The following is a 22,265-nucleotide window of genomic DNA, read 5'->3' as shown; positions in this document are numbered from 1 at the left end:
CAACGCCTCCCCCACCATACGCTCACCACCCAAAACCTACCGTTCACCGACATTTTTGCTTCCCCGAACGGCTTTTGTCGATCAAATGTTAACGTTGCCATTGTGCAAACACAGAGCCTCCGGGCGGCTCAAACGTTTACGCACATGGAATCGACGGTCCACAGGCACAGGGACCACCGGTTCGCATCTTTTTTTGTGTCGCAAAATGGCAACGTCAACATTTTGGCAACCGAACGTCAAAAGCTACCATCGTTGCTAACCCACCGACTCTTAGGAGCATTGCATGGAGCAACTCATCGCCATCATCGAAAAGGGTCAGCCCTTTTTCAACGCGATCGCCCGCAACAAGTACCTCAAGGCGATCCGCGACGGCTTTATCTCCGTCATCCCCATCATCATCTTCTCGTCCATCTTCTGCCTGGTAGCCTCGGTCCCCAACATCTGGGGTTTCTACTGGCCCGATGACATCAACAACGCTCTGTGGAAGTGCTACAACTACTCCATGGGCATCCTGGCCATCGCCTGCGCCGCCACCACGGCCAAGCACTTCGCCGACGCTCAGAACCGCGACCTGCCCAAGAATAACCAGATTAACTTTATCTCATGCATGTGCGCGGCCATCATCGGCTTCTTGCTCCTTTCGAGCGACACGATCGCCACGGACGCCGCCAGCGGTTTCAACACCACCTACCTTGGTTCCAAGGGCCTGCTGACCGCCTTCATCGCTGCGTTTGTGACCGGCATCATCTACAAGTTCTTCATTAAGCGCAACATCACCGTCAAGATGCCCGAGCAGGTTCCGCCCAACATCTCGCAGACCTTCAAGGACATCATCCCCTTCTCCGTCTGCATCACCGTCTTTTGGGTTTTTGACATCGTCTTCCGCGCTGCTTTCGGCTTCTGCTTTGCCCAGGGCGTCATCCAGGTGTTCCAGCCCCTGTTCACCGCTGCCGACGGCTATATCGGCCTCGCTGTGATTTACGGCGCCATGAGCCTCTTCTGGTTCGTCGGCGTCCACGGCCCCTCGATCGTCGAGCCCGCCATCGCCGCCGCTCTCGTTGCCAACATGACCGACAACCTGGCTGCGTTCCAGGCTGGCCAGCACGCTTCCGCTGTCCTGACCCAGGGTGCCCAGTACTTCGTCGTCTGCATGGGCGGCACCGGCGCCACGCTCGTCCTGGTCTTTATGTTCTGCTTCCTGGCAAAGTCTCAGGAGATGCGCGCCGTCGGTAAGGCCGCCATCGTCCCCGTCTGCTTTGCCGTCAACGAGCCGCTGCTGTTCGCCGCGCCCATCGTGCTCAACCCCGTCTTCTTTGTCCCGTTTGTCTTTGCCCCGATCGCCAACATCTGGATCCTCAAGATCTTTATCGACTTCTTGGGCATGAACGGCTTTATGTACACCCTGCCCTGGACTGTCCCCGGCCCCATCGGCACCATCATGGGCCTGGGCTTCCAGCCGCTCGCCTTTGTGATGCTCGCCCTTATCCTGGTCGTCGACTTCGCTCTGTACTATCCGTTCTTCCGCGCCTATGACGCCCAGAAGTGCGCCGAGGAGGCCGAGATCTCCCAGGAGGAGCTCGCCGCCAAGAACGCCGAGAAGGCCGCCAAGCTCAACGACGCTTTCCAGGGCAAGGCCGATGCCAAGAGCGTTGCCGCCGGCGCTGCTGCCGAGGCCGTGAAGGCCGATGCCCCCGCCGCTCCCGCCGCTGTCGCCGTTGAGGCAACGACCGCCAGCGACCTCAACGGCAAGCGCGTACTCGTGCTCTGCCAGGGTGGCGGAACCTCGGGCCTGCTCGCCAACGCGCTGGCCAAGGCCGCCAAGGAGCGCGGCATCAATCTTGAGACCGCTGCCGAGGCCTATGGCAACCACGTGGACATGCTCCCCGACTTCGATCTGGTCGTCCTGGCCCCGCAGGCCGCAAGCTACCTGGCCGACCTGCAGAAGGACTGCGAGCGCGTGGGCAACAAGTGCGTCGCCTGCCGTGGCAAGCAGTATATCGAGCTCTCCCAGAACGGCGATAAGTCTCTCGCCTTCGTCTCCGAGCAGCTTTCGAAGTAAGTAACGCTCAGGGCCAGCCGACCATCCAAGACCGGCTGGCCCTTCGATTTAGACGATTGGATCATCATGTCCGTTAACCCTGCTAGCGTCACCAACCCACCCGCGCAGTTTCCCGAGGACTTTGTCTTTGGCGGCGCTACCGCTGCCTACCAGGTAGAGGGCGAGACCCGCACCCACGGTAAAGGCAAAGTCGCCTGGGACGACTTCCTGGAGGCCCAGGGGCGCTTCTCCCCCGATCCCGCTTCGGACTTCTACAACCAGTACCCCGTCGATTTGGAGCTGTGCGAGGAGTTCGGCATCAACGGCATTCGCCTCTCCATCGCCTGGAGCCGCATCTTTCCCAACGGCACCGGCGAAATCAACCCCGAGGGTGTCCAGTTCTATCACGATCTCTTCGCCGAATGCCACAAGCACCACGTTGAGCCGTTTGTCACGCTGCATCACTTCGATACGCCGCTTCCCCTCTTTGAGAAGGGCGACTTCCTCAACCGCGAGACCATCGACGCCTTTGTGGACTTTGCCACCTTCTGCTTTAAGGAGTACGCCGACCAGGTGACCTACTGGTTCACCTTTAACGAGATCTGGGCCGACGCCTCCAACACCTACATCGAGGGCACCTTCCCCGGTGGCGTCAAGGCGCATCTGGCCGAGGCTTTCCAGTGCGAGCACAACATGATGCTCGCCCACGCCAAGGCAGTACTGGCCTTCCACAACGGCGGTTTTAAGGGCAAGATCGGCGTCATTCAGTCGCTGGAGTTTAAGTATCCGCTCAACGAGAACGACCCCGCCGACATCAAGGCCGCCAACAACGAGCACGTGCTGCAGAACCAGTTTCTGCTCGACGCCACCTTCCGCGGCGACTATGCGCCCGACACCCTCGAGTGCGCCAACCGCCTGGCTGCTGTCTCGGGCGGCACCATCGAGATCCTAGACGAGGATCTGGAAATCATGCGCGAGGCCGCGCTCTACAACGACTACCTGGGCGTTAACAACTACCAGTGCCGCTTCCTGAAGGCTTACGACGGCGAGAACGACCTGCACCACAACGGTACGGGCGAGAAGGGCACTGGCCGCTGGCGCGTTAAGGGTATTGGCGAGCATGTGAACAAGCCTGGCATCCCCACCACCGACTGGGACTGGATCATCTATCCCGAGGGCCTGTTCGATCTGCTCGTCTACATTAAGCAGCGCTACCCCAACTACAAGCAGATCTTCATCACCGAGAACGGCATGGGCTACAAGGACCCTTACAAGGACGGTTTTGTGGACGACCAGCCGCGCATCGACTACATCGAGCAGCACCTGCGCTGGTTGCTCAAGGCCATGGAGGTGGGTGTCAACGTGGGCGGCTACTTCCTGTGGAGCCTGCAGGATCAGTTCTCCTGGACCAATGGCTACAACAAGCGTTACGGCTTCTTTTACGTTGACTTTGAAACCCAGAAGCGCACGCCCAAGGCAAGCGCCTACTGGTACAAGCACGTGGCGCAGACCCGTCGTCTGGACTAGTGGCTGGCGGGGTTGCCCGCTCACACAACCTGTCCCCATTTCTCAGCCGGGGGCGGCACGTCACACGGCGCGCCGCCCCCGGCCTTTTTGTGCAGGTCGGAAGCCGTTTGTCTCGATCTGTAACATCTAGCTGGTTATTTCACCCTTAACTGTTACAGATCGAGACAAATGGAATAAGCGGGACCGAATTGTCTAAATCTGTAACACTAAAACCGGTTTTGGACGTCTAGTTGTTACAGATTGAGATAAACGCACAGGGCAATCCTCTCAATCTCAATCTGTAACATCTAGCTGAGATTTTCGGCCCCACCTGTTACAGATTAAGATGAACGAGCCGAGCACGTCTACGCCCGCAGGTCCTTCACGCTGGAACGCTCGACCAGCACGCCCGACACAAGCGTACGGCTTCTGGAGCTCGGGGCTTCCAGACCTGCGACGACCTCGTTAAGCGCACGGATGCCCAGTTCGCGGTGGCGAAACTTCACCGACGTCAGAATCGAGTTGGGAATCGTCTTGTAGAGCTCATCGTCGAAGCCGATCACGGACACGTCGTCGGGCACATTGAGCCCTTTGTCACGTAGAGCCATCATCACGCCGTTTGCCATGCAGTCGTTAGCAGCGAGGACCGCCGTGCAATCGGGCTTATCGGCAAGCACAAGGCCCGCGGCATAGCCACTATCCGCATTCCAATCGCCTTGCAGAGGCTCGGGCGGCTCAATGCCACGTGCCTCGAGTGCCGCTCGCCAACCTTTCATACGGCACTGGCTCGACAGTGACTCTTTCTTACCAGAGACGAAGTACACGTTCTTGTGCCCGTGGTTCAAGAAGTACTCGCACGCCATGCGCGCGCCGCCCTCTTGGTCGTCACTGACGGTAGAGCAGGTAGGATGTTCCATCGGTGTGATAATCACCGTCTTGAGGTCTTTCGGCGCCTCAAAGGTATCAAAGTCATCGACCATCTGGCGCAGGTTGAAAATCATGCCGTCGACGGGGAGCTGCGACATCCTACGCGCCGCTTCGGCAAGGGTCATCTTCTCCCCCGCCCGCTTTTTGATCATCGTAAGAGCAAAGCCTCGCTCTTCGGCGGCATCGGCGATACCGTCGATCATGTCCACGGCACCGCCCGACAAGTGGAACAGCACGACGCCGATGCACCCGTAACGGCCCAACTTGAGCGAACGCGCGGCAAAGTTGGCTCGAAACCCGAGCGCCTCCATGGCCGAATGAACCTTATCGCGTGTCGACTCTCGCACGCTATCGGGCTCGTTAATCACGCGCGAAACCGTCTTGAGAGAAACACCAGCGGCAATCGCCACATCATTCATTGAGACATTTTTCTTGTCCATCGTTGCCACTGCTTCTCCAGTCGGTTTTACATCGCTTGTTTTTGCGTTCTAGCATACACTACCTGCCTGACTGATAAATCAACCGTTTACCGAACAATATCGACCGCTCACCCGTATATCCTTGTTGCTCTTCCAAAAATGTCTTACGTTGTCATTAACGAAATGACAACGTTGTCATTTCGCAATGCCTTCCTTAAGCAGGAAGGTTTCCGGGCAGTCCTGACCATCCATCGACGACCAGTTCCATCCACATGCATCGCGCATCAAGTAGCAAAGGAGCTCTATGGACGCCATCGTAAAGATGCTCGAAAAGCATCAACCGTTCTTTGAGAAGATCTCGAGGAACATATACCTCCAGGCCATCAAGGACGGATTCCTTGGGTGCATGCCCATTGTCCTCACCTCTTCGATCTTTCTGCTCATTGCCACCCTTCCCGGCGTAGTCGGCGTCACGCTGCCCCAGCCGCTCATCGACTGGTGCAACAAGCTCTACAACTTCACCATGGGCGTCATGGGCATCATGGTTGCCGGCACCACTGCCAAGAACTTCACGGCTTCCATGAACCGTCGCATGCCCGCCGGCAAAGTGCTCAACGACGGTTCCACCATGGTGGCCGCCCAGTGCAGCATGCTGCTGCTCGCAGTCACGCAGTTCACCACCAAGTTCAACGGCTCCGAGCTTTCGGTCTTCGATTGCACCAGCATGGGCACGCGCGGTCTGTTCTCGGCCTATATCGCCGCGTTCATTACCGTGTGGGTCTATAAGTTCTGCGTCTCGCGCGATCTGACCATTAAGCTGCCCAAGGAGGTCCCGGGCGCCATCGCTCAGAACTTCCGCGACATCATCCCCTTCGGTGGCGCTGTCATCATTTGCGGCATCATCGATGTGGTTGTGCGCAACCTCATGGGCGTTCCGTTCTCCGAGCTGCTTATCAAACTGCTCTCCCCGCTCTTCACCGCTGCAGAAACCTATCCTGGCCTTATCCTTATCCAGGCAGCCACCGCGTTCTTCTGGTTTATCGGCGTCCACGGCCCCTCGATCGTCCAGCCGGGCATCGACCCCATCCGTCTTGCCAACCAGGCCGAGAACCTGCAGGTTCTGCTGGCCGGTGGCCACCCCGCCCACTCCCTCACCTTTAACATGTCGCTCGTGGGTGAGTTCGGCGGCACCGGCGCCACGTTCATCGTGCCGCTTCTGCTGATTCTCTTTATGAAGTCCAAGCAGCTCAAGGCCGTCGGTAAGGCCTCGATTGTTCCTGTTGCCTTCGCCGTCAACGAACCGCTGCTCTTTGGCGCGCCGATGATCCTTAACCCCTACATGCTCATCCCCTTTGTTGCCGCCGGTTGCGTCAACGTGAGTGTTGCCAAGTTCTTTATCGATAACGTGGGCATGAACGGCTTCTCCTTCGTGGTGCCTTGGGCTACCCCTGCCCCCATCGGCATCTTCATCACCACGAACTTCCAGCTTATCGCCCTGGTATTTGTCGCGATTATCATCTTGCTGGACGCCATCATCTACCTGCCGTTCTTGAAGGCATACGATAAGCTGCTCTGCGACCAGGAGGCCGAGCGCGCCGCCGAGCTGGGTCTCGAGTCCGATGGTGCCGCTGCCATCGCCGCCAACGCCCCTGCGCCCGCTGTCGAGCAGGCTACCGCTTCCGTCGAGACGACTGTTGCCGCCGCCGACAACAAGCCTGTCGTCGATCAGCCCGAGCCCGCTGCCGATGCATCCGCCAAGAAGGATGTCGATGGCCTGAAGGTCCTCGTCCTGTGCGCCGGCGCCGGCACCTCTGCCATGCTCGCCAACGCCATCAAGGAAGGTGCCGCACAGACCGGAGAGAACATCGCTTCCTCCGCAGGCGCTTATGGTCAGCACACTGCCATCATGGATCAGTACGACGTCATCGTGCTCGCCCCGCAGGTTCGTAGCTACTACAACGACATGAAGGCCGACACCGATCGTCTGGGCATTAAGCTGCTCGCTCCCCGCGGTAAGGAATATATCGACCTCACCCGCGACCCCGCTGGCGCCATCAAGTGGCTCCGCGAGAACCTCGACTAGTTCCTCCCTCTGTTGGTGCCCGGATCCCCAGTTCGGGCACCTCTCCCTATTCGTATCCCACAGAAAGGATGACTCATGACCAACCCCATGCAGTTCCCCGACGGCTTTGTATTTGGCGGCGCCACCGCCGCTTACCAGGTTGAGGGCGAGACCCGCACGCACGGCAAGGGCAAAGTGCCCTGGGACGATTTCCTGGCAGCTCAGGGTCGCTTCTCCCCCGACCCCGCAAGCGATTTCTACAACAAGTACCCGGTCGATATCGACCTGTGCCAGCGCTTCGGCATCAACGGTATCCGTGTCTCCATCGCCTGGAGCCGTATCTTCCCCAACGGCACTGGTGAGATTAACCCCGAGGGTGTTGCCTTCTATCACGAGCTCTTTGCCACCTGCAATAATGCCGGCGTTATCCCCTATGTCACGCTCGATCACTTCGATACGCCCGAGGCCTTTTACCAGAACGGCGACGAGGGTTTCCTGACGCGCACGACGATCGACGCCTTTGTCGAGTACGCCAAGTTCTGCTTTGCCGAGTTCACCGAGGTCAAGCACTGGTTCACCTTTAACGAAATTCCCGCGACCGCCGAGGGCAGCTTTATCGTTGGCAACTGGCCGCACGGCGAGAAGTATCGCCTGGACAAGGCCTTCCAGCTCATGCACAACATGATGGTGGCCCACGCCAAGGCCGTCGTCGCCTTCCATGAGGGCGGCTTTGAGGGCGAGATCGGCATTGTCCAGAACCTGGAGCCCAAGTATCCCCTCGATCCCAACAGCGCTGCCGACTGCGAGGCAGCTCGCATGGCCGACGTCATCAACAACCGCTGGGTACTCGACGCCACCTTCCGCGGCCACTATGCAGCCGACACCATGGAGGCTGCAACCAAGCTGGCCCATATCGCCGGCGGCGAGCTCGACGTCCGCGACGAGGACATCGCCGCGCTGACCGCCGCGCTCCCCTACAACGATTGCCTGGGCGTCAACACCTACAAGTGCCAGTTCCTGCGTGCCGCCGAGGGCGAAAACGACATCAACCACAATGGCACCGGCGACAAGGGCTCCTCGCGCTGGTTCCTCAAGGGCGTGGGCGAGTCATGCGTGCGCGAAGGCGTACCCACCACCGATTGGGACTGGATCATCTATCCCGAGGGCCTGTACGACCTGCTGCTCCGCATTAAGAACGATTACCCCAACTACAAGAAGATCTACATCACCGAGAACGGCATGGGCTATAAGGACGACTTTGAGGACGGCTTTATCGACGACGCCCCTCGCATCGACTACATGCGTCAGCATCTCGCGTGGATCCTCAAGGCAATCGACGGCGGCGTGAACGTCGACGGTTACTTTGTGTGGTCGCTGCAGGATCAGTTCTCCTGGACCAACGGCTATAACAAGCGCTATGGCCTGTTCTACATCGACTTTGAGACCCAGAAGCGCTATCCCAAGGCGAGCGCGTACTGGTACAAGAACGTCGCGGAGACCGGCCTGCTCATGGCCTAATTTTCCGCCGCATACCCCCTGTCGGCCGCATGCGAATCCCTCCACGGGTTCGCATGCGGCTTTTTGTTTTGGCTCGGACCTGAGCGGGCCGTTTGTCTCAATCTGTAACATCTAGCAGGGATTTTCAATCCTAACTGTTATAGATTTAGACGAACGGGCGACCAGGGCTGAAAGATCTCAATCTGTAACACGTAGCCCACTTTTAACCGTCTAACTGTTACAGATCAAGACAATAAGATAGTCAAATCCGAACTTTCCAAGCAGTTATGAACCATGGTTTCCAGTTTTCGGTATCACGAACATACTTTCGGTATCATTTAATGGTATTATGATATCGAAAGTATGTTCGTGATACCGAAAGGAGCCGCATGCGTCAGTTCGATTACACCACAGTCCCAGCGGAACTCGAAGCAACTCCAATCACCAACCTCCTCCTCTCGATACGCGAGCATAAAGGCCGTCAGCTTGCTCTGAGTCAAGTCAAACCCGAGCTTCTATCGTCCCTAATGGAGGAGGCTAAGATCCAAAGCACCCGATCCTCCAACGGACTTGAAGGAATTGTTACCACCCAAAAAAGACTCAAAGCGATCATGGCGTATTCCGCCAAGCCAAGCTCCCGTGCAGAGGAAGAAATCGCTGGATACCGAGATGTGCTGTCGCTTATTCACGAGCAACACGATTCCATTCCCGTAACGCCATCGGTCATTCTGCAGTTGCATCGTGACCTCATGGCGCACACGGCAATCTCGTATGGAGGCCATTGGAAAGATGGCGATAACGAAATCGTCTCCATTGACGATCAAGGTAATCGATTTGTGCGCTTTAGGCCCCCTTCGGCTCTAGCAACCCCGGGACTTATTAAAGAAGCCTGCCAGTCCCTCAACGATGCTTTATCTCGCCAAGTTTGCGATCCCCTCCTTATATCGCTCCGCTTTATCTTCGATTTTGTTAGCATTCATCCCTTCAACGATGGCAATGGCAGGATGAGTCGGCTCCTTACAACGCTGCTGCTCGAAAAGACTGGATACGACGTTGCGCGTTACATCAGCATCGAGCGACTTATTGAAGACAACAAAGCGCTTTACTACAACGCCCTCGCTGCAAGCTCCACTGGATGGAATGAAAATCAAAACACCGAAGTACCCTTTATCCGTTTCATGCTCGGAACAACCCTGGCCGCCTACCGACAGCTCGAGCAGCGTACCTTAATTGAATCAAGCACTCGTCCCATGTCGAAGCAAGCGCGCATCGCTGTTCTATTTCAACAGAGACCCGGCGTCATTAAGAAATCCGACATCCGGTCCAACTGCCCCGATATCAGCGAGGTAACCGTTAAACGAACCCTCGGTCAGCTTGTTAGTTGCAGCGCAATCGAAAAAACAGGAGCGGGTCGTTCGACGGGCTACATACTCAAAGACGTCCATGCTCTAGAACTATTCTTGCAATCCACAATACCCGATAGCGAGGCCGCAATAACAAAAGAGGCTCCAAAGGATAAGCTCCTTGAACGTGTAAACCACGCCGAGGATGAAAGCAGAGAGGGGCTCTATGAAGACTACGATTCATTCTCAAGGGACATAAAGACGAAATACGGAGTCTAGTCATATCCCAGAATAGCCTCATCCTTGTTGCCCAAAGTTATTTACGCGTCATTGTGAAGCGATAACCACTGCGCCGGCAGGGGCAGAAGTATCGTCTGTAGCATTAGCTAGCAGATGACCCGCGTATGTTCCTCGATGGCGGCACGGTCCTCGGCGGCGATACCCGGCTCGCACACCACGGCGTCCAGGCCGTCCAGGCGGCAGAAGGTGTAGAAGTCGCGCTTGCCGATCTTGCTGGAGTCGGCGATCAGATAGCGCGAGTCGGCCTTGCTAAAGGCGAGCTGCTGGATGCGGCCCTCTTCCATGTTAGACGTGGACACGTCGCCGTCCAGAATGCCGTTTGCGCCGATAAAGGCTGCGTCGATCCCCAGTGCGCGCAAGGTGTCCTCGGCCGTGGGACCCACAAAGGCGGCAGTGCGGCGGCGGTACACGCCGCCCACCAGGCACAGTTCGCAGTCTTCGCGCGCCTCGAGCAGATTAAACACCGAAAGCGAATTGGTCACAATGCGCAGGCGAAACGCCGGCAGCATCGAGGCCATCTGTTCAACCGTGGTGCCCGTGCCCAAAAAGATGGTCGAGCCTTCCTCGATAAGCTCCACAGCACGGCGCGCAATCTGCAGCTTTTCCTCGGCATGCTTGGTGCGCTTTTCGCTGTGTGAGTACTCATGGCGCAGCATAGCGTGGGGACGGCCCTGTGCACTGCGGGCTCCGCCGTGCACGCGCTCGATCTCGCCTAGGCTCGCAAGCTCCTCAAGGTCGCGACGGATCGTCATGTCCGAGACACCTAACGCATCCGAAATCTCCTTAACCGAAACCGTGCCCTGCTCATCGAGCAGCTGGCGAACCCTATCCTGTCGCTCTGCCTTAATCACGATGAATCCTCGCCGTTCTATGCGTGCATATCATTCAAACAGTAACGAACAAATTGTATCAGACCCGCGCGCGTCAAAAATGAACGCCCGCACAGCTCCAATCATCACTTTTTTGAGAAAAATACCCTCTGCTTTAGTGGGGTGTAGTGATAATCTCGCCTGTTCGCGCTACAGTTTGACGGAAATACCTCGATGTTAGGAACCAAATGATCACTTCCGAGCTTTTCGGCACCGCGCCGTGCGGTACCCCCGTTCATCGTTACACTCTCAACGGGCCCGAGATCTGCGTTCGCATTATGGACTATGGCGCCACCGTACTGGGCATCGATGTGCCCGACATCCCCGGCAACGTGCGCGATGTGGTGCTGGGCTTCGATAAGCTCGAGGATTACTTTGACAACCCCGCCTGCTTTGGCGCGACCATCGGCCCTGTGGCCAACCGCACTGCAGGTGCCACGATCACTATCGCTGGCACGGACTGGCATATGCCGGCCAACGAAGGCGCCAACAACCTGCACAGCGACCTTGAGCACGGCCTGCATAAACGCGTGTGGGACGTTGAACTCGACGAGACTCACAACGCCGTTCGCATGACCACCTCGCTTGAGGATGGCGAGCTGGGTCTCCCCGGCAACCGCACCTTTACGGCCGTGTTTACCGTGACGCGCACCGGCGTCTTCCGCATCGAGTATGGCTGCGAGAGTGACCGCGCAACCTACGTGTCCATGACCAACCACACGTACTTTAACCTTGCCGGTCATAACGCCGGCATGGACTGCGAGCACTTCTTTGTTGCCAACGCTGCCCACTACCTGCCCATTAACGAGCAGAACATCCCCACCGGCGAGATTGCTCCGGTCGAGGGCACGCCGTTTGACTTCCGTGAGCTGCGCCCCGTCGCTCCCGGCATGGAAGCCGACGACCCGCAGATTAAGCAGGCCCGTGGCTACGATCACTGTCTGTGCATCGATGGCTATCAGTACGGCCGTAATCTGCGCCGCGCGATGCATGTTGAGGAGATGTGGACCGGTCGTGAGCTGGACTACTACACCACCGCCCCGGGCGTGCAGCTCTACACCGGCAACTGGCTGGGCGACGAGCACGCCAAGGACGATGCTAACTATGGCTGGGGTGCCGGCTTTGCCCTCGAGGCAGAAATGTACCCCGACACGCCGCACCAGCCGCTGTTCCCGCAGGGCATTGTGGGCCCGGGTCACCCCTACAGTAATGTGATCGAATACCACTTTATGAGGCACTAAACGCACGGCGCAACATATCGCACAACAGCGCCCGCCGGCACACCGCCGACGGGCGTTTTTCTATCCAGTCGAACGCCCGCTCGTTCGCGGCGTGGGTCGGCCTGACGCCCTCCGAGCACTCCAGCGGGGAGAGCGACCGCAGGGGTGCGATCACCAAGGCCGGCAACAAGCACCTGAGGAAGACGCTGGTCGAGGCCGCGTGGCACTACCTGACGTGCTCGGGGCGGCCGAAGGACCTCGCCAAGGTCCAGGCCCCGGACCGGGTCGCCCGGAGGCATGCCGCCAAGGGCGTGCGGAGGCTTGTCGAGAGGCGGGAGGCGCTGCTCGCGCGCGGGGTCCACGGCAGAACGTCGCCACGGCGCGCGAGCTCGCCTGCTGGGTATGGGCGGTCGGCCTCATGGCCGAGGAGGCGTAGGGGGGTGTTCCTATAGTTTTGTCAACTGGGCAATGCTGTTTTCGAGATTGAATCGCGACATGCTAACGCCAGGCCTTTCGGCCGATGGGCTCCAATCTGTTCGGAGCGCTTCGACTAGGCGGCGTAGGGCACCCTGTCCCGCATGATCGCGTAGATGACCTTCAGCCTCTTTCGTGCCAGCGCCTTGAGCGCCTTGCCGTGCGGCATGCCCCGCTCTCGGCACCTAGCGTAGTAATCGCCCCATCTTCCCTCTGTCCGGGTAAGGCAGTTGCACGAGAATATGAGCAGGTTCTTCAGCCTCTTGTTGCCTTGGCGCGATGCCGTCACCGAGGAGATCGAGGTCCCCGACTGGCGGTTGCGCGGCGCCAGGCCGCAGTACGACGCGAGCCTGTCGTGGCTTGGGAAGTCTTCGATATCTATGGAGATCGCGAGCTCGGAAGCGGTTTTGGGGCCGATCCCCGGCACCGTCAGGAGGCATCGGTAGGTATCGTCGCCCTCGAGCAGGGCGGAGATCTCCGCCGTGATCGCCTCGATCTCCGCCGAGTTCTCGGATATCCTGCGCGCGAGCAGCCTCACCGCCCGGTCCTCGGCGGCGACGACCGACGCATCCGGCCTTGTCGAGGAGGTTGTCGAGCGGACGAGGGCCTCGATCTTACCGCGCGCCGCCCCGCGCGTGAGCGCCGCCGCCCTGCGGGGCCCGGCGTCGGCTACCGACCAGGCCCCGCCGAGGGATGCCATGAGCCTCAGCTGGGGCCCGTCGGACAGGTCGACCAGTGCCTCGAAGGCGGGGCACGATTCCAGCAGGATGCTGCGCAGCCGGTTCTTGCTCCTGGTGTTCTCGCAGGTCAGGAAGTTCCTCTGGGCGGCCAGCGCCCTCGCCGCCGCGACCGTCGGGCCTGGGTCTCCGACCGGCAGGAGCGCGTCGGGGATGCCAAGCGCCGTCTTCGCGATGACCATCGCGTCTCGCTCGTCGGTCTTGGCGTCGCCGGCGAAGAGCCTGGCGGCCCCGTGTGCCGCGAGTCCCGGCAGGTACGCCGCCGACATCCCGGCCGCCCTGGCGCGGGCGAGCGCGAGGGCGCCTATGTTGCGCGACTGGTCGACGACCACGAGCGCGTCGGGGAAGCGGCCGAACAGCGAGTCCAGGTCGTCCTCCCTGTTCGCGACGGGGGCGCTCAGCAGTATCTCGCCGTCCCGGGTCGCGACGCATGCCCAGTGGGACGATTTCCCGACATCGAGCCCGATGACGGCTTCCGGCATTCTAGGTGGTGCCACGGTGGTATCCTCCAATCGGTAGGCCGATCGGAACCCCTCCCTGCGACACCCACATTACCTGGCCGTGGCGCTTGCGCCCGGCAGTTTCCTATCAGTCGTCCGGAGCGGCAAGCGCCCCCGGTGGCAACACCCCCCGGGCCCTCTACGGGGCAGGGGCAGACGGCCATCCGGAGGCGCCCGATCGGCGGCCCCTCGGGGCTTGCCCGTATCGTAGGCAATGCGCCGAATGCTCGCCATCGAAATTTATCGGTGGCCCACTTCAGACTGTAATGGGCGTTCCCCCGCACATAAGCCGATCACCCCGGAAGCGGTTGGATCCGAAGCCGTTGAGGCGAACCTCAGGTCCCTTTTCTGCGAGCGCCCAGGGCGCCACACGCGTGCACAGACTGTCGGTTCGACGAAGAAGCCTCAGCCGTAGCAACGGATTGCCCAGCGAGAGATCGCCACGGGCGGATATTAAACTGCAAAGACGAGCGTCGGTAAGACACGCCGAGGTCGCCGCGGACGGGCTGATATAGGGAGGGGGCCTGACCCCACATCGTTGGGGCCAGGCCCGATTTTGCCTCTTGACAATGTCCTGCTCATATTAAAAGGACAGCCCTTGCCAACCCGGACGGCAAACCGGCCAATCGGCAAGGGCTGTCCCCGATCGCTAGTCGTTTAAGAACATCCACGACGACCGGGTGGCAAGGAGTCTCCCCAAGCACCGGCTGGAAAGGAACGTCCCCAGGTGACGGGTCGAGGATAGGCGTGGATTTGGCGCTGATGCGGTCTCAGTCATAGAAAAATCCTCTCCGCCCACAGAGAAGCAGACAGAGAGGATGGCACCTGCTGAAATGGGTTCGAAATCGAGTGGGCTGACCGCCTACTCTTGTTTGGTTCGTTCAATAACCTTTTTGAGAGCCTTTATCAACTTGTAAACGAGATAGATCACCGCAGCGGTGATTCCGACCTCAACCAGAACTATAGCCAGGAGGGAAACCTCTCCGCCAATGTTGATCTTACCCAACACGCCCATATTGAATCACGCTAGATATGTATGCAGTCGTGAGCCATTTATTTCAGCTCCAAGAGTATAAGTCGCAGACGCCATACCGCCTACACCGGTAAAAAGAAAGCTCCACTTTGTTCGTTTGGAAGAAAAACTCTTACTGAAATTCGATAAGGCAGCACCAACGGAAGATGCCTTATGGCCCCACCACGATGTAATGTTGTAGTTCTTGATTGATATCCAGTACTCAGCATCGAGCACTCCAGTATAGAAGTAAACCTTCCAATTCCCATCAGTAGCGTTGTAGTAGCCGTCCCAAATCGGGGCAACATCAGCTTGCTCTTTCTCTATCCCAAAAACACCTGTAGAGCCATCTGGCAGCTCGATAGTACGTTCTTGTTTCGGCCCATCATTCAAATCGAAGCATGCGTCGGCGGGCGTCAAATACTCAGAAGCATTTGCGGAGGGCAATAAAATAAATCCGGTGGCGAAAAATAGGACAACCATTGCTAACAACAACTTGGGCATTTTTTTCATCATGTCCTCCTGTCACGTGTCATATGTAACGACAGCCGCGGCAATTTAATTATCGCCTGGTTCTAACAATTTATTTTCCGGCACAGCGACTAATCCGCAAAAGGCGCCATTTTGTCCGTTAGCGGTTTCTTTTTTATCAACAGACGACCAGGTTCCGACAACTATGTATCGGGGGCGCTCTTAAACGGCTGGTCGTTGGGCGCGCTCTTTCGCCGCCCGGCAGAGACGATATGAGCAGGACATTAAACATTGAGAGCCCCTGCTCATATCGTCTCTGACGGGCGCCCATGGCGCCACACGCGTGCACAGACTGTCGGTTCGACGTAGAAGCCTCAGCCGTAGCAACGGATTGCCCGGCGAGAGATCGCCGCGGGCGGATATTAAACTGCAAAGACGAGCGTCGGTAAGACACGCCGAGGTCGCCGCGGACGGGTTGATATAGGGAGGGGGCCTGACCCCACATCGTTGGGGCCAGGCCCGATTTTGCCTCTTGACAATGTCCTGCTCATATTAAAAGGAACGTCCCCAAGTGCCAAGGGTGTCCCCAACGACTAGTTGAATGGGGTCGGGATTGGAGCTGGGGAGGTAGCGGATTTCTAGCTCTATGCCGAGTTCTTGCAGCTCTTTGAAGGCGGCGACGTCTGTGTCGTCTACGGCAACTGTAGGCGTCGCGGGACGCTTGCCCTCCCCTGCTTGCATGTGACCGATACTGATCTTGGTAATGGGCACACCGCCCTTAACCAGCGCGAGCGCATCGGCGGGTGAGGCCACCATGATCAAAATCCATTGACGCGGCGTTGCGGTCTGAATGATGTCGATGGCCTTTTGCACCGAGAAAAACCGTGTCCACACGCCATCGGGCGTCGCCACCCTCATAGGGGCCCACTTGCGCGAATCAGCCGCAATCTCATCGTTGACGATTAAGACAAGGTTGGAACCCACGGCTTCGTTCCATAGCTCAACGTCTTGTCCGTAAATAAACCGGTCATCGATGCGCGTGAGAAGAATCTTGGGTTGAGCCATCGCCGCCCCATTCTGCTTGAGATCCGTAAGAGCAAGACATCACGTCTCCAATATTAGTGCATTTAAAGTGAGAAAAGCCGTCAGAACACTTGCGCGGATGTGCGATGTCCCGTATCATAGACAGCCGTTGACGCTCCTGTTGCGTCACCACATGGCCGCCAGCGTAGCTCAGTTGGTAGAGCACCGCTCTCGTAAAGCGGGGGTCACCGGTTCGAGCCCGGTCGCTGGCTCCATTGCACAAGATAGCCGCCTTCGGGCGGCTTTTTTGTTACCGATTTTGAGTGCGTGCGCGCCAATCCAAGCATCGCCACGTCAACAGCGGCCCACTCGGTGGACTTCGGGTTTAATGCTTAGGGGCGGGGATTTACCAAAGTGAACTTTTAATGAAAAGAAACCCAGCTGCAACAATTGCCATGGTGAGGGCTCGAATTGGCCATATAGATCTAAAATAGTCACGATCCCTTCTCTTTTGCTGGAACGATATATCTATACAAGGTTGTGAGCGGAAAACAAAAATACGTCGATTGCTATCCGACAAACGGGTCTGGAATTGCATTCACCGGCATTTCGGGGCAGATTGATACACATGTACGAAAGGGAACCTATGTGGTGCGTTGGGTTGGAGCTGCTGCAGGCCCGATATGGATTGCGGTCTTGCGCCCCGATGTCCAAATAGGTTTCTCTCTCTAGACGGGAAGTTGCTCATGGACGCCATATATGACGGGGATGACTGGGTCGATCATTATACTTGGCGCCTGGTCGGCTCGAACGACAGTGGGGATGTGGTGTTTGATGGACTATGTCCAAAGCATCTCCATCCTTTTGTCTCGTCGTTAATTGAGAGTTCCGCTCGTGTTGCCCCCTACAGCTCGGCATCGCTTCATGATACGGACGTTTTGAAGACCATAAGGGAATCAATTGACGATGGCACGATGAGCGGCCCGCTGTTTTCTCGGCTTGTGGGGCTAGATGAGATTGGCTCGAAACGACTGCTTGCGGGCGAAAAAGTGGAACTCACTTATCGGTCGATGATTTCAATCCTGCGGCTAGCCGATGTTCTTCGCAAATAAATGAGGCTTCCCTATTCAAAAACCGAAAACCCCGCCAAACGTGATTCCCCTAGAGAAAGCACGTTTGGCGGGGTCCTAGCGTGATTTCCCTAGGGAAATCACGCCATCAGACGAACAGCTCAGCCGAGCAGCGCGTTACTCCTCCCAGTAAGCGTCTGCAAGCAGCTTAAAGCAGATCTTCTTGACCGGCTGCGCGCCATCGCCCGGGAACTCGAGCGTGGGCATGTGAGGCTCGCCGGCAACAAACAGCGCAAACTTGTCGTCAGCAAGATCGCCGGCGATCGAGGCGTCGGAATCGACCAGATCGTAGTCGTCCTTCTCGTCAAACTCCTGAACCAGCGTCAGGCTGCCCGTGGCAACCTTAAAGGCCTCGCGACCCTCGACGTCGATCTGCAGGTCGTGATAGCGCTGATGCGTCTCATAGTGAGCCTCGCCTTCGGGACGCGTCGTGGGAGCCATGACGTTCGCAAAGACCTTGTCGCCCAGAATCGGATGGCTGCCGACCTCGAGCTTCGCCGGATCGTTCTCCTCGAGCCAATCGATCAGCACGTCGAGGCCCTTGAGCATTCCACGGTACTCCTCGATATCGCCCAATGCACCGTAAATCATCTAAATCCCCTCTCGGATCGTTTCTTTGGCGGCTACTCGGCAAACGCATTACCGACGCTGTTGCCACCCACATGCGTCTCGACCAGGGTAAGGTCGGGATTGAACACGACAGTGTCGGCGTCGCGCCCCGGCATAATGCTACTGCACCTGTCGGCGACATGAGCTAGCAACCGATGCCGGGGCCGCAGCACAAGCTCCTACAGCTCGGTCACGACAACGCCGTTGTAGACCTCGTCCCAACGGTCCATGACCAGATGGCCAGTCATGGGATCCATGGCATTGAGCTTGCCGCAGGTGTTGGCGGTACGCAGCACCGTCTCGTCGTCTGCGCCAGCAGCAATGGCATGCGCGAAGCCAGCGATAGTGGAGTCACCAGAGCCCGTGGCGTTAACGGCAGGGATATCGGGCGTCTTTGCGCGGAACGCACGGCCATTGTGGAAGCCAACGGAGCCGGCAGCGCCCATGGACACGACGACCCAGGGGATATCGGAGAAGCGGGCATCAGAGGCGAGCGCGGCGCGGAGCTCGTCCACATCGTCGGTGGTAAAGCTCGTGCCCAGAAGGCCGTTGATCTCGGTCAGGTTAGGCTTGACCAGATCGGGCTTAATTTCGGACTTAAGGGCGGCCTCGAGCGAAGCACCCGAGGTATCGAGCAGCACCTTGGCTCCGGCGTTCTCGGCAATGCCCGTGATCTTGGCATAGTAGTCTGCCTCGACACCGCGGGGCAGAGAACCCGAAATGGTGACGACGTCGGCCTTGCCCGCAAGCTCAGTAAACTTGGCGGTAAAGGCATCGAGCTCCTCGGGGGCAATTGTCGGGCCACTCTCGAGCAGCTCAGTCTGGTTGCCGGCGTGGAGGATGTTGAGGCAAATGCGAGTCTCGCCCTTGATGGGCACAAAGTCGTTGTTAATACCGTTGGCGTCCATGAGCTCAGCCATGTAGGCGCCCATGTGGCCGCCGAGCAGACCGGTTGCCACAACGTCGTCGCCCAGCTGACCCAGCACACGGGCCACGTTGAGGCCCTTGCCGCCGGCGGTCTTTTCGGGCGTCACGCGGTTGACGTCGTCGATAACGAGCTCGTCGAGCTGATAGCGCGTATCGACAGACGGGTTCATCGTAACGGTGAGGATCATTTTTAGCTCCTTATCTCGCAGGCTCCTTGTGCCTCGCGATACGAGTCGACAAAACGGAATTACAGGATCTCAATCGTGAACGAGCGAACGACGGTCTCCTTGGGCTTGGCGACAAGGCAGCCGCGCTTATGCTCAAGCACGTCGTCCTCATCGGAGCAGGTCGAGAGACCGCCCCAAGGCTCAACCGCCACAAAATCGCCCTCGGGCTTGCTCCACACAATGAGATATGGGAAGCCCTCAAAGCTCAGGCGGACGCCCTTGTCCTCGCCCTTTTTGGAAAGCGTGACCTGACGGCTCTCGAGCACGTCAAAGATGGTCTCCGCAAAATCGAAGAGATCGTGCGACAGGGGCAGCGTCTTTCCCACCATGGAGTTCTTGGAGCGGTTTGCCACGTCAATCAATCCAGTCGAGGGAACGGCGGTGCAGAGCTCCGCAGCCTCGTCTTTCTCAAAGCGCAACTCGTAGTCCGTATAGGCCTCGCCCTCATCGAGCGGACACCTAAAGCCGGGATGACCGCCGATAAAGAACGGCATGTCCTCGGTGCCCTCGTTGGTGACCTCGTAGGAAACGCGCACGGCAGCGTCCTCGAGCGTATAGCGGGCGACAAGCTTAAACGGATACGGATAATCGCTCAGCAGCGCGGCGTTATCCTCCGAAGCCAGGCACATCGCCAGCTCGCTCTCGCTCTGGCTCAACAGCTTCCACTCCTGCTTGCGCGCAAAGCCGTGGCGGGCGAGCTTCACATGATGTCCGGCAAACGTCATGGCGCTGTTATCGCGCAAACCTCCGCAAATCGGGAAGCAAATCGGTGCCTGGCCGGACCACACGGCGGGATCGCCCTGCCACAAGTACTCGCGACCTCCAGCCTCAATCGAGGTAAACGAGCCGCCGGCCGTGGAGACCTTGATAGAAATCGAATCGTTGGAGAGAGCGTATTCCATTGTCCATCCTTTCGAACAACTGCTTTTTGCTCGCAAGAACCCGTCTCGGCCCTGACCAAAGGACAAACCCGCACGTTCATCGATGCGTCCGGTTTCCCAGCCATGCAACGGGGTACCATACAGACATTGATGCAATTACAGCTGAAAGGCCTTCTTATGCGAACCATCATCCTTTATGCCTCGCGCCATCACGGCAATACGAAAAAGCTCGTGGACGCCATCGTTGAGGCGCACCCCGAAATCGATACCCTCGACGTGAGGTCACTCGGTAAAAACGAGTACCCCAACCTGCACGAATATCATCTGATCGGCGTCGCCACGGGCATCTATTACTCCGAGATCGACAAAGATATGGCGCGCGTGCTCACGAACGTACTGCAGCCGCAGGACAAGGTGTTTGGCCTTATGACCTACGGTGGCAAAAACAAGTGGTACGGCAAGGATATCGATGGCATCTGCCGCATGAGACAGGCCATCTTTATGGGTGTCTACGGCTGCCCCGGCTTTGATACGTGGGGACCGTTCAAGCTCGCCGGCGGCGTCCAGAAGGGGCACCCAACTGCCGAAGAGATTAAGGGAGCCGTCGATTTCTTCAACAAAATCGAAGACGAGTATGGCGACATCATCGTCGAAGAGTACGCCAAGCGCGAGAAGCGTCTAGCATACGAAAAGGAGCATCCCGCGGGGGGTCTTGTGGCCGGCGTCAAGCGCACGGCAAAGAAGATCGCTAACAAGCTGTAACTGTTAAGGTGCTTTTGAGCGTTTAACCCATACGGCGGGTCCGAGCAGATTCGGGCCCGCCGTCTTTTTCTATCGTTACTCGGTAAAGGCGTTGCCGACGCTCTGGCCGCCAACATACGTCTCGACGAGGGTGAGCTCATGGTCGAACACGACAAAGTCGGCGTCGCGACCCGGCATGATGCTGCCGCACTTATCCTCGATGTGCGCGGAGCGTGCCGGCACCTCAGTTGCCATGCGAATGGCGATATCGGCGCTGGCGATGCCCCAGTCGACGATGTTCTTGACGCCCTGGGCAAGCGTGAGCACCGAGCCGGCAATGCTCTTGCCGTCGGCGAGCCAGCACAGGTTGTCCTTCATGATGACGTCCATGCCGCCACTGGTGTAGCTGCCCTCGGGCATGCCGCCGCAACCCAGGCAGTCGGTGATGAGCACCGTGTGCTGCCAGCCCTTTGCCTGCAGCAGCGCCTTGATGGCGGCAGGGTTTACGTGCTTGCCGTCACAGATGATCTCGGCGTAGGTCTCGGGCGTGGACATGGCAGCGCCCACGACACCGGGCTCACGGTGATGCAGCCCGCGCTGGCCGTTATAGGTATGCGTAAAGCAGCTGGCACCGGCGTTGATGGCGGCGATGCACTCATCGTAGGTGGCGTCGGAGTGACCGATACTGGTCACCACGCCCTTGGCGTTCAGAGCAGCCGCATAAGCAGCGGCACCGTCGCGCTCGGCCGCCATGGCGCTCTTAACGATGCGACCGCCCGCGGCCTCCTGCCACTGGTCGAAGACCTCCTCGGAGGGATCGATAAGATAAGCGGGGTTCTGCGCGCCCACGTGCTTCATGGTAAAGAAGGGGCCCTCCAGGTAGATGCCCTGAATGCGAGCACCGCAGAAGTCGGGGCCGCGGCCCTCGTCAGCCTGGGCGATGGCGGCGCAGGCATCCTTGATCTGCTCGACGCCATCGGTGAACGTCGTGGGCAGCCAGCTGGTGGTACCGCGACGGGCGAGCTCGGTTGAGCTGATATCGATGCCCTCGGGATCGTTATCGGTAGTTGAGTGGTTGTAGAAGCCATGGATGTGAGTATCGACCATACCCGGTGCGATCCACGATCCCGTGTAGTCCTTAATCTCGCAAGAGGGCTCGTCGGCCTGCCAGGCGCCAAAAACGCCATCCTCGACCATAAGATAGCCGCCCAGTTGCGGGCCTGCCGGCAAGAAGAACTTGTCAGCCTTAATTGCGTACGTGCTCATATGCACTCCTCGCTTCTAAAGCAGTTGACTGTGGTGATGCTTATACCCAGCTCACGTAAAACAAAAAGCGCCCGCCCGCCGTTATG

The 22,265-nt window shown here is 58.4% G+C and carries 18 protein-coding genes and 1 tRNA gene; 10 read left to right on the top strand and 9 right to left on the bottom strand.

All coding sequences use genetic code 11. The features are described 5' to 3' along the window. The first annotated feature begins 283 nt into the window (after positions 1–283). The gene (locus ABHU32_RS05360) at positions 284–2,059 is read left to right on the top strand and encodes a lactose/cellobiose PTS transporter subunit IIB (RefSeq protein WP_346979292.1); all 1,776 of its coding nucleotides are present in this window, start codon (positions 284–286) and stop codon (positions 2,057–2,059) included. A 66-nt stretch (positions 2,060–2,125) separates the two neighbouring features. Beyond that, positions 2,126–3,565, top strand: coding sequence for a 6-phospho-beta-galactosidase (lacG, locus tag ABHU32_RS05355; protein WP_022094685.1), 1,440 nt, complete (start codon positions 2,126–2,128; stop codon positions 3,563–3,565). Between the two features lie 344 nt (positions 3,566–3,909). Here lacG (ABHU32_RS05355) and ABHU32_RS05350 read toward each other — a convergent pair whose 3' ends face one another. Beyond that, entirely contained in the window at positions 3,910–4,911 is a 1,002-nt protein-coding gene (locus ABHU32_RS05350; RefSeq protein WP_346979290.1) for a LacI family DNA-binding transcriptional regulator, read from the bottom strand. Positions 4,912–5,194: 283 nt separating this feature from the next. Between ABHU32_RS05350 and ABHU32_RS05345 the strand changes: the two genes are divergently transcribed. The 3 genes from ABHU32_RS05345 to ABHU32_RS05335 all read left to right on the top strand — a co-directional run bounded on the left by ABHU32_RS05345 (position 5,195) and on the right by ABHU32_RS05335 (position 10,071). Then, the gene (locus tag ABHU32_RS05345; RefSeq protein WP_271740281.1) at positions 5,195–6,973 is read left to right on the top strand and encodes a PTS lactose transporter subunit IIBC; all 1,779 of its coding nucleotides are present in this window, start codon (positions 5,195–5,197) and stop codon (positions 6,971–6,973) included. 75 nt (positions 6,974–7,048) lie between these two features. After that, positions 7,049–8,470, top strand: a complete 1,422-nt coding sequence (lacG, locus tag ABHU32_RS05340) for a 6-phospho-beta-galactosidase (protein WP_346979289.1) — start codon at positions 7,049–7,051, stop codon at positions 8,468–8,470. Positions 8,471–8,838: 368 nt separating this feature from the next. Beyond that, a complete protein-coding gene (locus ABHU32_RS05335; RefSeq protein WP_346979288.1) occupies positions 8,839–10,071 on the top strand; it encodes a Fic family protein in 1,233 nt (410 codons plus the stop codon). Positions 10,072–10,178: 107 nt separating this feature from the next. Here the strand turns inward: ABHU32_RS05335 and ABHU32_RS05330 are convergent, their stop codons facing one another. Next, the gene (locus tag ABHU32_RS05330; RefSeq protein ID WP_346979287.1) at positions 10,179–10,943 is read right to left on the bottom strand and encodes a DeoR/GlpR family DNA-binding transcription regulator; all 765 of its coding nucleotides are present in this window, start codon (positions 10,941–10,943) and stop codon (positions 10,179–10,181) included. Between the two features lie 206 nt (positions 10,944–11,149). Between ABHU32_RS05330 and ABHU32_RS05325 the strand changes: the two genes are divergently transcribed. Beyond that, complete coding sequence (locus tag ABHU32_RS05325) at positions 11,150–12,202, top strand: aldose epimerase family protein (protein WP_346979286.1); 1,053 nt, start codon at positions 11,150–11,152, stop codon at positions 12,200–12,202. Beyond that, positions 12,181–12,633 carry a transposase gene (locus ABHU32_RS10080; protein ID WP_430393431.1) on the top strand — a complete coding sequence of 151 codons (453 nt, stop codon included), beginning with the start codon at positions 12,181–12,183 and terminating at the stop codon, positions 12,631–12,633. Before ABHU32_RS05325 ends, ABHU32_RS10080 begins: the two co-directional genes overlap by 22 nt. Positions 12,634–12,731: 98 nt before the next feature. Here the strand turns inward: ABHU32_RS10080 and ABHU32_RS05315 are convergent, their stop codons facing one another. The 3 genes from ABHU32_RS05315 to ABHU32_RS05305 form a co-directional block, all read right to left on the bottom strand. Further along, positions 12,732–13,904 (bottom strand): IS110 family RNA-guided transposase, encoded by a 1,173-nt coding sequence (locus tag ABHU32_RS05315; protein ID WP_346979285.1) that lies wholly within the window; start codon positions 13,902–13,904, stop codon positions 12,732–12,734. Positions 13,905–14,913: 1,009 nt separating this feature from the next. Continuing rightward, positions 14,914–15,420, bottom strand: coding sequence for a DUF5626 family protein (locus ABHU32_RS05310; protein WP_346979284.1), 507 nt, complete (start codon positions 15,418–15,420; stop codon positions 14,914–14,916). Between the two features lie 507 nt (positions 15,421–15,927). Further along, positions 15,928–16,440, bottom strand: a complete 513-nt coding sequence (locus ABHU32_RS05305; protein WP_346979283.1) for a PTS sugar transporter subunit IIB — start codon at positions 16,438–16,440, stop codon at positions 15,928–15,930. Between the two features lie 157 nt (positions 16,441–16,597). Between ABHU32_RS05305 and ABHU32_RS05300 the strand changes: the two genes are divergently transcribed. Both ABHU32_RS05300 and ABHU32_RS05295 read left to right on the top strand, forming a co-directional pair. Continuing rightward, a tRNA-Thr gene (locus ABHU32_RS05300) sits at positions 16,598–16,673 on the top strand. Between the two features lie 471 nt (positions 16,674–17,144). Beyond that, on the top strand, positions 17,145–17,510 hold the full coding sequence (locus ABHU32_RS05295; protein ID WP_346979282.1) for a hypothetical protein: 366 nt from the start codon (positions 17,145–17,147) through the stop codon (positions 17,508–17,510). A gap of 135 nt (positions 17,511–17,645) precedes the next feature. Here ABHU32_RS05295 and ABHU32_RS05290 read toward each other — a convergent pair whose 3' ends face one another. From ABHU32_RS05290 to ABHU32_RS05280, 3 genes are all read right to left on the bottom strand, one after another. Continuing rightward, entirely contained in the window at positions 17,646–18,119 is a 474-nt protein-coding gene (locus ABHU32_RS05290; RefSeq protein ID WP_346979281.1) for a NanQ anomerase/TabA/YiaL family protein, read from the bottom strand. 197 nt (positions 18,120–18,316) lie between these two features. Continuing rightward, positions 18,317–19,252, bottom strand: a complete 936-nt coding sequence (locus ABHU32_RS05285) for a hexose kinase (RefSeq protein WP_346979280.1) — start codon at positions 19,250–19,252, stop codon at positions 18,317–18,319. 59 nt (positions 19,253–19,311) lie between these two features. Beyond that, entirely contained in the window at positions 19,312–20,193 is an 882-nt protein-coding gene (locus ABHU32_RS05280; RefSeq protein ID WP_346979278.1) for an aldose 1-epimerase family protein, read from the bottom strand. 156 nt (positions 20,194–20,349) lie between these two features. Between ABHU32_RS05280 and ABHU32_RS05275 the strand changes: the two genes are divergently transcribed. Continuing rightward, entirely contained in the window at positions 20,350–20,934 is a 585-nt protein-coding gene (locus tag ABHU32_RS05275; RefSeq protein ID WP_346979277.1) for a flavodoxin domain-containing protein, read from the top strand. Positions 20,935–21,009: 75 nt separating this feature from the next. On the opposite strand, the gene nagA is transcribed toward ABHU32_RS05275, so the two are convergent. Further along, on the bottom strand, positions 21,010–22,179 hold the full coding sequence (nagA, locus tag ABHU32_RS05270; protein WP_022094606.1) for an N-acetylglucosamine-6-phosphate deacetylase: 1,170 nt from the start codon (positions 22,177–22,179) through the stop codon (positions 21,010–21,012). Between the last annotated feature and the right edge of the window lie 86 nt (positions 22,180–22,265).

This window comes from Collinsella aerofaciens, from assembly GCF_039758965.1.
Taxonomy (GTDB): Bacteria; Actinomycetota; Coriobacteriia; order Coriobacteriales; family Coriobacteriaceae; genus Collinsella; species Collinsella aerofaciens_BR.
Note: the sequence above shows the minus strand (reverse complement) of the source record. Positions and strands in the feature narration are given on the sequence as shown.